The organism is Arthrobacter sp. CAN_A212, from assembly GCF_015752345.1.
Taxonomy (GTDB): domain Bacteria; phylum Actinomycetota; class Actinomycetes; order Actinomycetales; family Micrococcaceae; genus Arthrobacter_D.
Map to the genome: position 1 here is coordinate 49,444 of NZ_JADOUT010000008.1, position 14,417 is coordinate 63,860.

Genomic DNA, 14,417 nt, shown 5'->3' on the forward strand with positions numbered 1-14,417 from the left:
TCAGACCGGGCTGGGCCCGATCGCATCGACCGTCTGGCTGAGCGCCACGCCTGAACCATCACGCCGACCGTGCTCGGTGGGCAGCGCCCGGGACACACCGCTGGAGGATGCGGCCTTCGCCGGTCCGTGTCCAGCCCAGGCGACGACCAACCCATCCTCGTCCTTGAGGAACCGGTGGGCGCGCACCCCGGCGGTGGCCCTGCCCTTCGCTGGGTACTCGGCGAACTCGGTGACTTTCACCGATCCCGCGGAGGTGCCGGGCAGCGCCCCGCTGGCGGCTGCAACGGTGACGACGACGGCGGCCGGGTCGTCCGCGGTCACCGCACCGAAGTGAATGACCGAGTCGCCCGTTCCCAGCTTGATGCCCGCCATCCCGCCGGCGGTGCGGCCCTGGGGCCTGACTGTCGCCGCAGGGAAGCGCAGCAGCTGTGCCTGCGAGGTGATAAAGACCAGCGCATCCTGCTCGGCAGCAGCGGCCAGGCCCACCAGCCGGTCCTTCGGCTTCAGGGAAATGACCTCCCACTCGTCCCGGTTGAGCGGGTACTCGGGAGCCACCCGCTTCACCACGCCCTGTGCGGTGCCCAGGGCGATCACGGTGTCCAGGGGCGCCAACCCCACCAGGACCTCTCCCGGAAGCAGGGTCATAAACTCCTGGGCGGGGACGCCACCGGCCAGGTTCGGAATGCCAGCGGTGGGGGCCAACGCCGGCATGTCCATCACCTGCAGGCGGAGCATCCGCCCGGCGGAGGTCACCGCACCGACCTCTGCCCGGGCGGTGGAGGGAAGGACCGATCGGAACACATCGTGCTTGACCCGCTGCCCGCCCTCACCGAAGGGATCCTGGGTGGAGGTGCGCGCCAGCTGCCCTGACGTGGAGAGGATGACCCAGCAGGGGTCGTCCGCGATCTCGAGGGGCAGGGGTGCCGGCTTGCCGCCGGTCGCAGCAGCGGTCGGCATCACGGTGCCCTTCAGCGGGGAGCTGGACTCGGACTCCAGCAGGACCGTCCGGCGCGGCGTCGCGAATTTCTCCGCTACGTCGGCAAGTTCCTCCGACAGGAGGGCCCGCAGCCGTTCCTCGGAGCCGAGCAGCTCTTCCAGCAGCGCAATCTCGCGGCGCAGCTCGTCCTGTTCCTTCTCGAGCTCGATCCGCGAGTACTTGGTCAGCTGGCGCAGACGTAGTTCGAGGATGTAATTGGCTTGCAGCTCGGACAGGTCGTAGATCGACATCAGGCGTTCCCGCGCCTGCGCCGACTCGTCGGAGGAGCGGATGATCTGAATGACCTCGTCGATATCAACGATGGCGATCAGGAGACCCTCGACCAGATGCAGCCGGTCCTTCTTGCGCCCCAGCCGGTACGTGGTGCGACGCCGGACCACCGAGAGCCGGTGCTTGATGTAGACCTGCAGCAACTCGACCAGGCCAAGGGTGCGGGGCTGCCCGTCCACCAGGGTCACATTGTTGATCCCGAAGGAATCTTCCATCGGCGTGTACCGGTACAGCTGGGCGAGGACCGCGTTCGGGTTGAATCCGTTCTTCAGCTCGATGACCAGCCGGAGACCGTGACGGCGGTCGGTCAGGTCCACAATGTCGGAGATGCCCTGCAGCTTCTTGGAGGTGACGGCATCCTTGATCTTCTCGATGATCTTTTCCGGTCCCACCGTGTAGGGGAGCTCGGTCACCACCAGACCGGTCCGCCGGGCGGAGAGCTGTTCGATGCCCACGGTGGCCCGGGTCTTGAACGATCCCCTGCCGGTGGCATAAGCGTCCCGCACCCCGGCGAGACCGACAATTTTGCCGCCGCTCGGAAGGTCCGGTCCGGGAACGAAACGCATCAGGTCATCGAGACCCGCATCCGGGTTGCTGATCAGGTGCCTGGCGGCGGCGATCACCTCGCCGAGGTTGTGTGGTGCCATGTTGGTGGCCATGCCGACGGCGATGCCGGTGGCACCGTTGACCAGCAGGTTGGGGAACGCCGCCGGGAGTACTTCCGGTTGCAGGAGCTGGTTGTCGTAGTTCGGGACGAAATCCACCACATCTTCGTCCAGATGGTCGGTCATGGTGAGCGCCGCGGCCGCGAGCCGTGCCTCGGTGTACCGGGGGGCGGCCGGGCCGTCGTCGAGCGAGCCGAAGTTGCCGTGACCGTCAATCAGGGGCAGGCGCAGCGAAAAGTCCTGGGCCATGCGCACCATCGCGTCGTAAATCGCCGCATCCCCGTGGGGGTGCAGCTTTCCCATCACCTCGCCCACCACGCGGGCGGACTTCACATGCCCGCGGTCCGGCCGCAGACCCATGTCGGTCATCATGTAGAGAATGCGCCGCTGGACGGGTTTGAGCCCGTCCCGCGCGTCGGGCAGCGCCCGGGAGTAGATCACCGAGTAGGCGTACTCCAGGAACGAATGTTCCATCTCGGAAGTGACGTCGATATCGATGATGTTCTCGGTGTAATCCACCGGGGCTGCTGTGGTTTGGCGCCTGGCCATGATCGGGTGGTCCTCGGGTCGTGAAGGGGGTGTGCTGCCAACGGTAATGACGTGGGCGCCAAACGCCCACTAGGGTGAGTCTATGGCTGCTGGCGGACATTACCCGGAATATTGGGAGGCCGACGTCGTGTTGCGGGACGGCGCCACCGCACATTTGCGACCCATCTCGCCCGACGACGCGGATGCTGTCCAGCACTTTCACATGCAGCAGTCCGAGAATTCCATCTACCTGCGGTTCTTCACCTACAAGTCGTCGCTGAGTACCAAAGAGCTCAAGCGGTTCACCGAGGTGGACCACCGCGACCGGGTCGCCTTCGTTGTCACCCGCGGCACCGACATCCTGGGCATCGGCCGGTATGACCGGCTCGATGACCCGACCGAAGCGGAGGTCGCGTTCAACGTCTCGGACGCCCATCATGGCAGGGGGCTGGGGTCCATCCTGCTGGAACACCTCGCGGCAGCGGCCCGGGAGAACGGGATCAGCCGGTTCTCGGCTGAGGTCCTTCCGGAGAACCGGAAAATGATCACCGTTTTCGCTGAGGCCGGGTATGAGGTGCAGCGCCATTTCGACGACGGCGTGGTGATGCTGCAGTTCAACATCGACCCCACCGAGAAGTCACGAGCCGTCATGGAGTCCCGCGAGCACCGCGCTGAGGCGCGCAGCGTCGCTGACCTGCTCTCGCCGTCGTCGGTCGCCGTCATCGGCGCCAGCCGCGAATGGGGAACCATCGGGTACTCCCTCCTGGAACACATCATCGACGCCGGCTACACCGGTGACGTGTACGCCGTGAACCCCGAGGCCTTCGAACTGGCGGGAATGATCTCCTTTGCATCGATCGCGGAGGTGCCGGGGCCCGTCGACCTCGCGGTCATCGCGGTGCCCTACGACCAGGTGGCAGCGGTGGTCGACCAGTGTGGGGAGGCCGGCGTCAAGGGTCTGCTCGTCGCGACCGCCGGGTTCGCCGACGACGGCGCCGCCGGCCTGGCCCGGCAGCGGACCCTCGTTCACCGGGCCCGGGCCTACGGGATGCGGGTGGTGGGACCGGCATCCCTGGGACTGGTGAACACCGACCCGGCGGTCCGGCTCAACGCGTCAATGGCTCCCGCCCTGCCCACCGCCGGAGCACTGGGCCTGTTCAGCCAGTCGGCGGCGATCGGTGTTCTGCTCTACGCGGCCGCCGGGCGGCGCGGACTGGGACTGAGCTCCTTCGTCTCCGCCGGGAACCGCGCTGACATTTCCGGCAACGATGCCATGCAGTACTGGGAAGATGATCCCTCCACCCGGGCGGTGGGGCTCTACCTCGAATCGGTCGGTAACCCCCGCAAGTTCTCCCGTATCGCCCGCCGACTGTCCAAGACGAAACCCGTCATCGTGGCGAAGTCCGACGTGATGGGCCTCCAGCTGCCGCCGGGCCACGCGGTGCGCACCACCCAGGCGCCGTCCGGCGCGCTGGATGCGATGCTCAAGCAGTCGGGGGTGATCCGGGTAGAGACCACTGCCCAACTGGTGGACATCGCCCAGATCCTTGTCAGCCAGCCGCTGCCCGCCGGTCCCACCCTTGCGGTGTTCAGCAACTCCCTGGCGCTCGGCAAGGTGGTGGCCGATGCAGCCGCCGCCCAATCCCTGGACGTACGGCGCCTGGTGACCGACATCGACCTGGACACCGGACAGTCGGTCGCCCTGCCCGCCCTCCGCGCAGCGGTCCTGGAGGCCTTGGCGGACGAGGAGGTGCACTCGGCGGTCGTTGCCCTGCTGCCCGCCCCGGGCCTGACGGTCGACGCCATCGCCGCCTGCCTCAGGGACTGCTCAGGGACGGCCAACAAGCCGCTGGTCGCGTCCTTCGCCGGCATCCTGGACCCGATGGTCCGCTCCGAGGGGCTGCTCGCTGTCCCCGACAATCCGGTGGGGGAACCTACCGGCCAGCGGGGGGTGCCGTGCTATGCGGGCCCAGGAGCGGCAGTCGCCGCGCTGGGAGCCGTCGTGACGTACGCCCGGTGGCGGGCCCGGGACAACGGCGGGTTCCACGAACCGGCGGATATCGATCCGGACGCGGCGTCGGAGCTGCTCCATCAGGCGCTGGAACGGGTCGACGGGGACGGGCTGACCCGCCTGGACGCGGCAGAATCTGCCACCCTGCTGGACCACTACGGCATCACCTTGCTCCCCGCTGTCCGGTTCACCACCGCCGATGAGGCGGTCGCGGCCGCCGACCGGCTGGGCTGGCCCGTGGTCATCAAGACCGTCGATGAGCACCTCCGGCACCGGCTCGATCTCGGCGGCGTCCGGCTGAACATCGAGGATGCCGACTCTCTGCGCCTCAACATTGCCCAGATGGAGAAGGTGCTCGCGCCCTTCGGAGTCAGCGGGATGGAGGTGCAGGCGATGGCGCCATCCGGTCAGGCGTGCACCCTCCGTGCCATCGAGGACCCACTGCTGGGGCCGGTGCTGTCCTTCGGGCTGGCGGGCGACGCCGTCGACCTCCTCGACGACTGGGCCCACAGCATTCCGCCGCTCTCCACCGTGGACATTTCGGACCTGGTCCGTGCACCCCGGGCCTCGCGCAAACTGTTCGGGTACCAGGGCCTCCCGGCCACCGATATCGCGGCGATCGAGAACCTGATCAAGAGGGTTGCCGTCCTGAAGGACCGCCACCCCGAGATTGCCCTGCTCGAGTTCAACCCGGTGCTGGTCTCGGCGGGTGGGCTGGTTATCCTGAGCACGGACATCCTGGTGGGCAACCCGCAGCGACGGACCGACAGTGCCCGGCGCGCCATGCGGGACTGACACCGGGTTAGGCGGCGGGCGCCCACGTAAGGGAAACTGGATATATGACCTCATCGCTCTCCGCTGAACGCCGCAGCCTCGACGCCTCCCTGGAACGGGCTGGCTTCTATCCGCGTCTGGTCGCAGACACGGTGCACGATGCCCTCGACGGCAGGGAACCGCTCTCACACGTGGTTCACCTGGAGACTCACTTCGAGCGGAACGAGGTGCACCGCCACATCACCGTGCTGGTCCTCACCGAAGACATGCTGGTGATCACCCACGTGGACGATCAGCAGCTGGACGAGGACGGGCAGCAGATGATGGCGCAGGTCTCCACCGAGTCCGTCCCGGTCAGTCAGATCCGGTCAGTGGTGCTCAGCTACCTGTACGCCCAGCCGCAGGACTACAAGCCCTCCGATCAGGCGCGTGAACTGACCCTTGCTATCGCCTGGTCCGGCGGCCAGCGGCTGGATATGGGACCGGCCGGCTGCAGCGACCCACAGTGCGACGCTGACCACGGCTACACCGGCACCATCTCGCAGGAGGACATTGTGCTCCGCGTGAGCGCCGAGGCCGACGGCATGCAGGCCGTTCAGAACGCCAAGTCGTTTGCCCGCGCGCTGCGGAAGGTCAACACGGCCAACCCGGTCACGCCCGCCGCCGCGGGCACGTTGGCTCCGGCGCCGCGCAGGCAGCCCGGTCTCGGTGCGCGTTTCAGCCGGACGCACCACCAGGGCTAGCCCGCAGTGGACCACGTAACCGGACACCGGGAGCCTCTTCCGGCGGCACCCGCCTATGGCCGCAGCACCATCGCCGAGGTGTTTACCAGCGCCGCCGCCGCCCTGGATCTCACCTCGGCCACCGGCCCCTTCGATAATGCCCTTGGCCTGCCGGACGCGTCCCGCGTCTGCGTGGTGGTGGTCGACGGTCTCGGGTCGGCGCTGCTGAAGAAACGTGGCGGGCACGCTCCGTTCCTGCGGCGGCACCTGGACAGCGCGCGCACCATCGGATCGGCGTTCCCGTCAACGACCGCCGCGTCGCTGGCCAGCCTCGGCACCGGTCTGCCTCCCGGGATGCACGGCCTGGTTGGCTACGACGTCCTGGATCCCGGGCAGGACAAGGTGGTGAACATGCTCGGCGGCTGGGACTCCGCAGTGGACCCAGAGCGTTGGCAGCCCTACCCCTCGGTCTTCGAACAGGTTTCCTCCCAGATCCCCGTGGTGAGCGTTTCCCTCCCGAAGTTCGCTGATTCTGCCATGACCCGCGCCGCACTCAGGGGCGGCAGCTACGTGGCAGCGGGAACCCTGCAGGCGCGGGTGCGCAGTGCACATGAGCAGCTTGCTGCGACGAAGCGCTCCCTCGTGTACCTCTACTTCAACGAGATGGATAAGGCTGGACACCGGTTCGGCTGCGGTTCGCCCCAGTGGGGTACCCAGCTGGAGGATGTCGACGCCGCTGTCAAAACGCTCGCCGCCCGCGTGCCATCCGACACGCTGCTGCTGCTGACCGCGGACCACGGGATGGTCGACGTCGATGTAGCGCACCGCTACGACTTTTCGACCGATCCCACACTGATCGACGGAGTCGCCCACACGGCCGGAGAGCCGCGGATGCTCCACCTGTACCTGGAGCCCGGTCTGTCCGCTGACCGGCGCGAGAGCCTCATCGCGGCCTGGCAGAAGGCCTACGGGCAGTTCGCGTGGATCTTCACCCGTGAGCAGGCCATCGAGGGAGGGCTGTTCGGACAGGTCGACGAACGGGTCCTGCCTCGCATCGGTGACCTCCTGGTCGCGGCACGGGAACCCATTGCGCTGTACGATCGCCGCCGCACCTCCGAATCGGCGATGGAAGTCGTGGGGCAGCACGGCTCCCTGACCCGCGCTGAACGCGAAGTGCCGTTGCTGACGCTCGGCCGTCCGGGCGGGAAGGTCACCCGTGGCTGAACTGATCTTCTTTTCCGGCACCATGGACTGCGGCAAGTCGACGCTGGCTCTGCAGATGGACCACAACCACCGTGCCAGGGGGCGTGCCGGTTTGCTCTTCAGCTCCCACGACCGGGCGGGGGAGGCGATGATCTCCAGCCGGCTCGGGCTCCAGACGGGGGCGGTGGAGGTCTCTGACAGCAGCGATTTCTGGGCCGAGATTGTCCGACGGCGTACGGCCGCGGAACGGGTCGATTACCTCATCTGCGACGAGGCCCAGTTTTACACCGGCGAGCAGATCGACCAGCTGGCGCGCATTGTCGATGAGATGGACGTCGACGTGTTTGCGTTCGGGATCACCTCGGATTTCCGAACCAGGCTTTTCCCGGGCTCACAGCGGCTGATTGAACTCGCGGACCGGGTCCAGGTGCTTCAGGTGGAGGCGCTCTGCTGGTGCGGCCGGCGGGCTACCCACAATGCTCGGACCATCGACGGCGTGATGGTTGTGGAGGGCGACCAGGTGGTGGTGGGCGACGTCGAACTACAGAAGGTGCAGCGGGACCCGCTGCAACCCGAACTACCGATTGTTGACGGGGTTGAGGAAGACGCTCCCCACCTGCCCGTGACGGGTTACGAAACGTTGTGCCGGCGACACCACACCCGGCGGGTCACCCTGCGGACAGCCAACGCAATGAAGAGCAACGAAATGCTGCTTCCGTTCTCACCCTAGGGGGGAACGGAAGCAGCATTTCGTTGTCTCAGTGCACGTGGTCTCAGTACACCTAGTCGCTCTTGGTACCGAAGACGATCTCATCCCAGCTGGGGACGCTTGACCGCTTCGGCCGGATCTTGCGATCTGCCGGCTCGTCTGCTGCCTTCGGTGAGCTGGCGGGCACCGGGTCCCGTCCCTGGCGGTCATCTGTTGCCTCAGCCGGGTCATCCGACGGCTGTACCGGGCGGCTGGGCCGGGCGAAAATACTGATCTCGTGGGTTTCAGTGCTCACTGCTTCGGAGAGGCGGGGCGAGCCATCACTGTAGGTCTGGTGCTCCTGGTCGTCGTCGTGCGGCACTGATGGGGCCAGGCTGAGGCCGGCAAACCGCTGTGGTCCCTCGGCGTCATCGGTGCTCTCAGCGGATCCGGTGGCCTCCAGCTCCTCTTCGCCCTCGGTGGGACGGGGGTGGGCAGCCGGGATGCTGCCCTTGGCCAGCAGGTGCGCGAGGGCGTCGTCGCCCTCCTCATCCACTCCCAGGCGCTGCCCGCGGCGGGACCGGAGCACGTCCAACAGGTTGTCGGAGGCTTCTTCGGCGGCAACCTCGGGGGACTTCTGGGCTTCGAAGTCGAAGACGTGATCGGCGACGGCGCTGAGCCGGCGCGTCGGCAGGGGGCCGTCGAGTGGTTCGAGCTCGCTGAGCAGCTGGGCCCAGCGGTTGGTGTTGAGGACCGTCTTGCGGCTGGGGTTGAACGTCCACTGGGCTGGTGGCTCCTCGCCCACGCTTACCCGGGCGTCGGTCGCGAGCTCAAAGCGGGCGACGACATTCCATAGTCCGTCCGGGCGGCGCCACGCGTCCCACTCGACGCCGCTCGGGTCTACCCCGTAGGCCTGCAGACGGTAGTCAACCATTTCACCCAGCTGCGCCGGGTTCTCACCAAAGGCTGACCGGGAGCCATCGTGGGACGGCAGGGCGGAGGACACCTCGACGCGCTGGGCCAGGATGGCCATGTAATCTCGCTCGGCGCGCACCGGACCCTCGTAGCGGAGCACGTGCGCCAGTTCCTGCCCGGACTCGTCAACGATGTCCTGTGCCGTTGCGCCGCTGCGGATCCGCGCCTGGATGTCGCGCGGTGACAGTGGCACCACCGGCTTGCCCGCCGGGGGTGGTGGTGTGGTGATCTTGTGCTGTTCCATGGGGCGGGAAACCGCCATGCGGAGCGCCTCGTTGACCGGCAGGCTGTAGCTCGAGCCGTCCTCGCCGTTCAAGTGCAGGTGTCCGCCGTTTTCGTGAACACCTACCAGCCGTAGTTCCTGCATGAAAATCCTCCGAGCCGACATTGCTTCCTTACCGTGAAACTGTGCCACCTGTTGGCCCACATGCCTACTACACCCGTGGTGTGGCGAGGAACTTTCGCCGTCGGATAGGCCAGGACGACGCCGAATTGGACTATCACGGCAGCTTCCGTAACAATCGCTGGCTACGGGCACAAACTGCAGTCGGTCAGCGTTGGAGACGACGTTGCACAGTTTCGACATGAACGTTGGACAGGTTCCATGGAGCACAACCACAGAACACCGGAGAGTGAACAACCCCTAATGGCGCTTGATGACTATACGCCGCGCACCACCCACGAGGCCGTCGGCACTGATTCGGTCGATGAGTTGAACGCCCAACGTGCCGAGCACCAGTCGCCGGTGATCGACGAGGACGAGCTGGAAGCTGCCGACGGGTTCGAACTACCCGGAGCCGACCTCTCGGGCGAGGAAATCCAGGTGCGGATCCTTCCAGCCCAGGCCGATGAATTTACCTGTGCCTCCTGTTTCCTGGTGCGCCACCGATCCCAGATCGCCCGGCAGGTCGGTGCGCTGACTTACTGCAGCGATTGCGAGGGATAGACCGCCAGGACCGAGCATTAGCTGGCCAGGGCGGCGACGAGCTGGTCGGGGCGACGGGTGGAAGTCATCCAATACGGAGTGGGATCCGCCGGGTCGGTGATGGCCACCCGGACCACCGGGGAGATCCAGCCACGAATACACAGGTATGCCGTCGCATTCAGTTGCGGTCCGCGCTGCGCGGTCGCGTCTTCTCCCATGTAGGCCGTCGCCTCACCGAGGAATTGCCGTTCTAGGGTGGCCCGTCCCACGGTCAGGTGCGACGAGGTTACGACGATCCGTGGGGTCGACAGCACCAGGAGCGTGACCAAAACCACCGCGACGACGGTGGCCGCGATGAACCCGGTGGTCAGGTTGATCGGGGCGAACGTGACGACTGAGGCGCCCGCTGCTCCGGCCACGACGAGCCAGATCCACGGTGCGGGCCAGAGCCGCTCCTCGTAGATGACGGGGCTGGCGGATGGTCCGGGCGCGGGGGTTGACATACCCCTACCCTGACAGATTTTCCGGGGCACTTCATCCCGATGCGCACCATCAGGCCACCCGGCAGCCGCCAAGGTTAAGGCGCTAGAGTGAAGGCCTACCCCGATCACCCACGACGTAGCTGGAGTAAGAACGTGCTGGACCCACAGCGGAGACTTCCCGTGCAGATCAAACTGCTCGACGACGCGATGACACCCCCAGCGTACGCCCAGCCGGGTGACGCAGGAGCAGACCTGCGGACCCGCATCGATTTCCGGCTGGCCCCGGGGGAGCGGGCCCTGGTGCCCACCGGTGTGGCCATTGCCCTCCCGGAAGGGTATGTGGGCCTGGTCCATCCGCGGTCCGGTCTGGCTACGAAGCACGGGGTGACTGTGGTCAACGCTCCGGGGACCATCGACTCAGGCTACCGGGGTGAGATTGCCGTCACCCTCCTCAATACCGACACTACTGAGTCCCTGAGCTTCAAGCGGGGGGACCGGATCGCCCAGCTCATCATCCAACAGGTGGAACAGGCCGACTTCACCGTGGTTCAGGAGCTTCCGGAATCGGTGCGGGGCGCTGCGGGATTCGGGTCCACCGGCGGCTACACCATTGAAAACACAGCGCATCCGACCCACGCATAACCTAGAGGATATCCAGCTACGGGACCCGACACTACGGATCCCACACACCAAGGAAAGGAACCCAATCATGGTTTTTGGGCGCCTGAAGAAGAAGCAAGCGAACCTCCCGGCAGAAGAGGCGGCACCCGCCGGCAGCCCGGTCGAGGAACAGGATGCATCAGCGGCAGCCGCTGCAACCGACGAGGCAACCACCGGGGCGAGCACCCCGACGGACGTCCCCGAACCGGAAATGGTCTCTGACGACACCGCCGCTCCGGCCGCAGCCGACGACGACGTCGAGCCAACCCCCGCGGCCCCCGCAACTCCCGTGGCGCCCGCCCCAGGAGTGGTTGTCTCCCGTGACAACGGCCCGTTCGACGTCTCGGAACACGACAACGACGCCGGCTACATCGACCTCGGGGCCCTCCGTATCGGGGCGGCCGAAGGCCTGCAACTTCGTCTGGAAGTGGAAGAGAAGACCAAGCGGGTCATCGCCGTGACCCTCGACCTGAACGGATCGAACCTGCAACTGCAGGTGTTCGCTGCTCCCCGCACCGATGGGTTGTGGGACGAAATCCGCGCCCAGATCGGCGTCTCCGTCGGTTCGCAGGGCGGCACGGTCCAGGATCGGGTTGGAACCTTCGGCACCGAGCTGGTCGCCCAGCTCCCGGCCAAAACCGCCGATGGGCAGCCCGGCTTCCGGGTGGCTCGCTTCCTCGGCGTCGACGGCCCCCGCTGGTTCCTCCGCGGGGTCATCGGCGGACCCGCGGCGATCAACAAGGAAGCGGCCGCACCGATTGAGGAACTCTTCCGCAAGGTCGTCGTGGTCAGGGGAGACCACCCGCTGCCGCCGCGTGAACTGCTACAGCTCCGGCTGCCCAAGGAATCGGCGTCAGCGCGTCCCACTGAGCCCGTGCAACCGGCTCCTGATCTCACCGATCCGCTGAAACGCGGTCCCGAGATCACCCACATTGGCTGATCGGCCGGGGGTCGACAGCGCCGGGGTGCACCCCGGCGCCACAGGCATCGCAGGGCTTCCGGCCCGAGGACGGGCCCGGGCCCGGGGCTACATTTCCCGGATCACTGTCCTGCCCCGCAGCTCAGCACCCCAGTTCTCCGCGGTCGTGTCCGACGACGCCCCGCCGGTGACCGCCGGATCCGACCGCCGCGACAGTGTGTCCCGCCGCCAACGGGCCCAGGTGCGGTTGGTCTGGATCGGGCAGCGGCGAGTGCCGGGCATCGAAGCGGGAACCCAGATAGCTTTTGAAGGTATGGTCAGCCCGGTGGACGGGATGCCAACGATCTACAATCCTCGTTACGAAATCATCGGCCGTCCGGAGGCACAGCAGTGAGCACCCCGCAACCACCCAGCACCGGGCCCGAGCCCGATCCGGCGCAGCGTCAAGGGCCCTCGGCAGCTGAACTGGCGGAACAGTATGCCGCACGGTCCGGTATGCAACGCTCGGAGGACGGCCAGATCGACGTCCTGAAGTCGATTGGTGGCGTCAGGGGCCTCGCCGAAAGCATCCTGCCCGGCCTGATCTTTACGGTGGTCTTCACCATCAACCGGGACCTGGCGAGTTCCCTCATCGCCGCGCTGGGTGTCGCGGCTGTCTTCACCGTCATCCGCCTGGTCTCCAGGACCCCCCTCACGCAGGCGCTATCCGGCCTGATCGGCGTGGCGATCTGCGCTTTCGTCGCAAACCGCACCGGCAACGCCGAAGACTTTTTTGTCCCCGGATTCTTCACGAACGGCGCCTACATCATGGTGATGGTCATCTCCATCGCAGCGCGGTGGCCGATCGCTGGGCTGTTGTTCGGCTTCATTAGGGGCGAAGGAGTCGACTGGCGGAAGGACCCCCTGCGGGTCAAGGCGTACACCATCGCCACCTGGATCATCGTGACGGTTCTTGGACTGAGGCTCGCGGTCCAGATGCCCCTGTATTTCGCCGAGAACTTCGTGGCACTCGGGACCACCCGGCTGATTATGGGGCTACCGCTCTATGCGCTCGGACTGTGGCTCGCGTGGCTCGTGTCCCGCCCGCCCGCCCAGCTCCCTGCCGGGGCAGCAGGCCGGTAGCCCGAGGCTGGCGGCAGCCCTAAAGTCAGGGGAGCCGTCAGCCAGCGGAACTGTGGGTTAGGGCAGCCCCGGCGCGTCGACCGGCGCACCGGGCTCGTCGTCGCCCGCGTCACCGGGAACGGCGAGCAGCACGCTGCGGAGCGCATCCTCAGCGGCGATCGCGGCGATCAGGAACAGCTCGTCGCCCGGTTCCACCACATCGTCCGGGCTCGGCGTAATCGATGCGTCGTCCCGCAGGATTGCCACCACGGTGCAATCCTCCGGCAGGATCAGCGAACCGAGGGTCCGGCCCACGATCGGCGACTCCTGCGGGACAGTGAACTCGACGATCGACGTGACACCGCTCTGCAGTGTCAGCAGCCTGACCAGGTCGCCAATCTCGACCGCCTCCTCGACGAGCGCGGTCATCAGCCGGGGAGTGTTCACTGCCACGTCGACACCCCACGAGTCGTCGAACATCCAGTCATTCTTCGGGTTGTTGACCCGACCCACCGTCCGGCCCACCCCAAACTCGCTCTTCGCCAGCAGGGACACCACCAGGTTGACCTTGTCATCGCCCGTCGCGGAGACCACCACGTCAGCCTCATCCAGCCGGGCGTCCTTGAGCGTGGTCAGCTCGCAGGCGTCGCCGATCAGCCACTTGGCGCCTTTGAGACCGCTGCGGCCGATCACCTCGGGCTTCTCGTCGATCAGCAGGATCTCGTGGTTGTTCGAGAGCAGCTCCTTGGCGATCGACGATCCCACGCTTCCCGCGCCCGCTATGACTACTCTCACTCCGACTCCTCCACAGGTTTCTTGGCGAGGATACGCCCAATCTCGTCGGTGGCGGAGGTCTTCATCATGGCGTGCACAATGTCGCCTTCCTGGTAGGAAGTCTCCGAGGTGGGCAGCATCCCCTCACCGAACCGGGTGAGGTAAGCGACGCGGATCCCGGACGCGGCCTCGATATCGGCGAGCGACCGTCCCAGCCAGCCGTCGTGCAGGGTGAGCTCACCGAGAATCAACCGTCCCGAGGTCTCCCGGAAATCCCCGTTGATGCTCTGTTCCGGCAGGATGCGGCGCAGCACCTGGTCGGCGCTCCACCGGACCGCGGCAACGGTGGGAATGCCCAGACGCTGATAGATCTCCGCGCGTCCGGGGTCGTAGATGCGCGCCACCACGTGCGGCACATGGAAGATCTCGCGGGCCACCCGGGTAGCGAGGATGTTTGAGTTGTCGCCGCTCGACACCGCAGCGAAGGCATAGGCGTTTTCAATGTCGGCGTTCTTCAGCGTGTCGCGGTCAAAACCGACGCCGGTGACCTTCCGCCCCCCGAACGTTCCCCGGAGCCGGCGGAATGCGCGGTCGTCCTGGTCAATGATGGCCACCGTATGCCCCGACTCGTCAAGGGTATGGGCGAGACTGACGCCAACCCTGCCGCACCCCATAATCACAAAATGCGCCACTAGCGCCACCTGCCGTTCCAACCGATTGCCA

At 66.6% G+C, this 14,417-nt stretch carries 14 protein-coding genes; 9 read left to right on the forward strand and 5 right to left on the reverse strand.

Annotated elements, in window-relative coordinates:
* Positions 1-2,481, reverse strand: a complete 2,481-nt coding sequence (locus tag IWX64_RS08125) for a DNA gyrase/topoisomerase IV subunit A (protein ID WP_196866634.1) — start codon at positions 2,479-2,481, stop codon at positions 1-3.
* An 82-nt stretch (positions 2,482-2,563) separates the two neighbouring features.
* Here IWX64_RS08125 and IWX64_RS08130 point away from each other — a divergent pair, with 82 nt between their 5' ends.
* The 4 genes from IWX64_RS08130 to IWX64_RS08145 are packed head-to-tail and all read left to right on the forward strand — an operon-like array spanning position 2,564 to position 7,900.
* Complete coding sequence (locus IWX64_RS08130; RefSeq protein WP_196866635.1) at positions 2,564-5,266, forward strand: bifunctional acetate--CoA ligase family protein/GNAT family N-acetyltransferase; 2,703 nt, start codon at positions 2,564-2,566, stop codon at positions 5,264-5,266.
* Between the two features lie 44 nt (positions 5,267-5,310).
* Positions 5,311-5,988 carry a DUF5998 family protein gene (locus IWX64_RS08135; RefSeq protein WP_196866636.1) on the forward strand — a complete coding sequence of 226 codons (678 nt, stop codon included), beginning with the start codon at positions 5,311-5,313 and terminating at the stop codon, positions 5,986-5,988.
* Between the two features lie 6 nt (positions 5,989-5,994).
* Positions 5,995-7,191 (forward strand): alkaline phosphatase family protein, encoded by a 1,197-nt coding sequence (locus tag IWX64_RS08140; protein WP_196866637.1) that lies wholly within the window; start codon positions 5,995-5,997, stop codon positions 7,189-7,191.
* Positions 7,184-7,900, forward strand: coding sequence for a thymidine kinase (locus tag IWX64_RS08145; protein ID WP_196866638.1), 717 nt, complete (start codon positions 7,184-7,186; stop codon positions 7,898-7,900). Before IWX64_RS08140 ends, IWX64_RS08145 begins: the two co-directional genes overlap by 8 nt.
* Positions 7,901-7,952: 52 nt before the next feature.
* Here the strand turns inward: IWX64_RS08145 and sepH are convergent, their stop codons facing one another.
* A complete protein-coding gene (sepH, locus tag IWX64_RS08150) occupies positions 7,953-9,200 on the reverse strand; it encodes a septation protein SepH (RefSeq protein ID WP_196866639.1) in 1,248 nt (415 codons plus the stop codon).
* Between the two features lie 279 nt (positions 9,201-9,479).
* On the opposite strand from sepH, the gene IWX64_RS08155 reads away from it, so the two are divergent.
* Positions 9,480-9,779, forward strand: a complete 300-nt coding sequence (locus tag IWX64_RS08155) for a DUF4193 domain-containing protein (protein ID WP_196866640.1) — start codon at positions 9,480-9,482, stop codon at positions 9,777-9,779.
* Positions 9,780-9,796: 17 nt separating this feature from the next.
* On the opposite strand, the gene IWX64_RS08160 is transcribed toward IWX64_RS08155, so the two are convergent.
* Entirely contained in the window at positions 9,797-10,261 is a 465-nt protein-coding gene (locus IWX64_RS08160) for a DUF3093 domain-containing protein (RefSeq protein ID WP_196866641.1), read from the reverse strand.
* Between the two features lie 132 nt (positions 10,262-10,393).
* On the opposite strand from IWX64_RS08160, the gene dut reads away from it, so the two are divergent.
* From dut to IWX64_RS08180, 4 genes are all read left to right on the forward strand, one after another.
* Positions 10,394-10,882: a dUTP diphosphatase gene (gene dut / locus IWX64_RS08165; RefSeq protein ID WP_196866642.1), complete on the forward strand. Its 489-nt coding sequence runs from the start codon at positions 10,394-10,396 to the stop codon at positions 10,880-10,882.
* Positions 10,883-11,111: 229 nt separating this feature from the next.
* Positions 11,112-11,840 (forward strand): DUF3710 domain-containing protein, encoded by a 729-nt coding sequence (locus IWX64_RS08170; protein ID WP_196866694.1) that lies wholly within the window; start codon positions 11,112-11,114, stop codon positions 11,838-11,840.
* Entirely contained in the window at positions 11,833-12,213 is a 381-nt protein-coding gene (locus IWX64_RS08175) for an OB-fold nucleic acid binding domain-containing protein (protein ID WP_196866643.1), read from the forward strand. Before IWX64_RS08170 ends, IWX64_RS08175 begins: the two co-directional genes overlap by 8 nt.
* On the forward strand, positions 12,210-12,941 hold the full coding sequence (locus IWX64_RS08180) for a DUF3159 domain-containing protein (RefSeq protein WP_196866644.1): 732 nt from the start codon (positions 12,210-12,212) through the stop codon (positions 12,939-12,941). Before IWX64_RS08175 ends, IWX64_RS08180 begins: the two co-directional genes overlap by 4 nt.
* Positions 12,942-12,998: 57 nt before the next feature.
* Here IWX64_RS08180 and IWX64_RS08185 read toward each other — a convergent pair whose 3' ends face one another.
* Together IWX64_RS08185 and IWX64_RS08190 are read right to left on the reverse strand one after the other, a co-directional pair.
* Positions 12,999-13,715: a potassium channel family protein gene (locus IWX64_RS08185; RefSeq protein ID WP_196866645.1), complete on the reverse strand. Its 717-nt coding sequence runs from the start codon at positions 13,713-13,715 to the stop codon at positions 12,999-13,001.
* Positions 13,712-14,386 (reverse strand): potassium channel family protein, encoded by a 675-nt coding sequence (locus IWX64_RS08190; RefSeq protein ID WP_196866646.1) that lies wholly within the window; start codon positions 14,384-14,386, stop codon positions 13,712-13,714. The genes IWX64_RS08185 and IWX64_RS08190 overlap by 4 nt, the downstream gene beginning before the upstream one ends.
* Positions 14,387-14,417 lie beyond the last annotated feature (31 nt).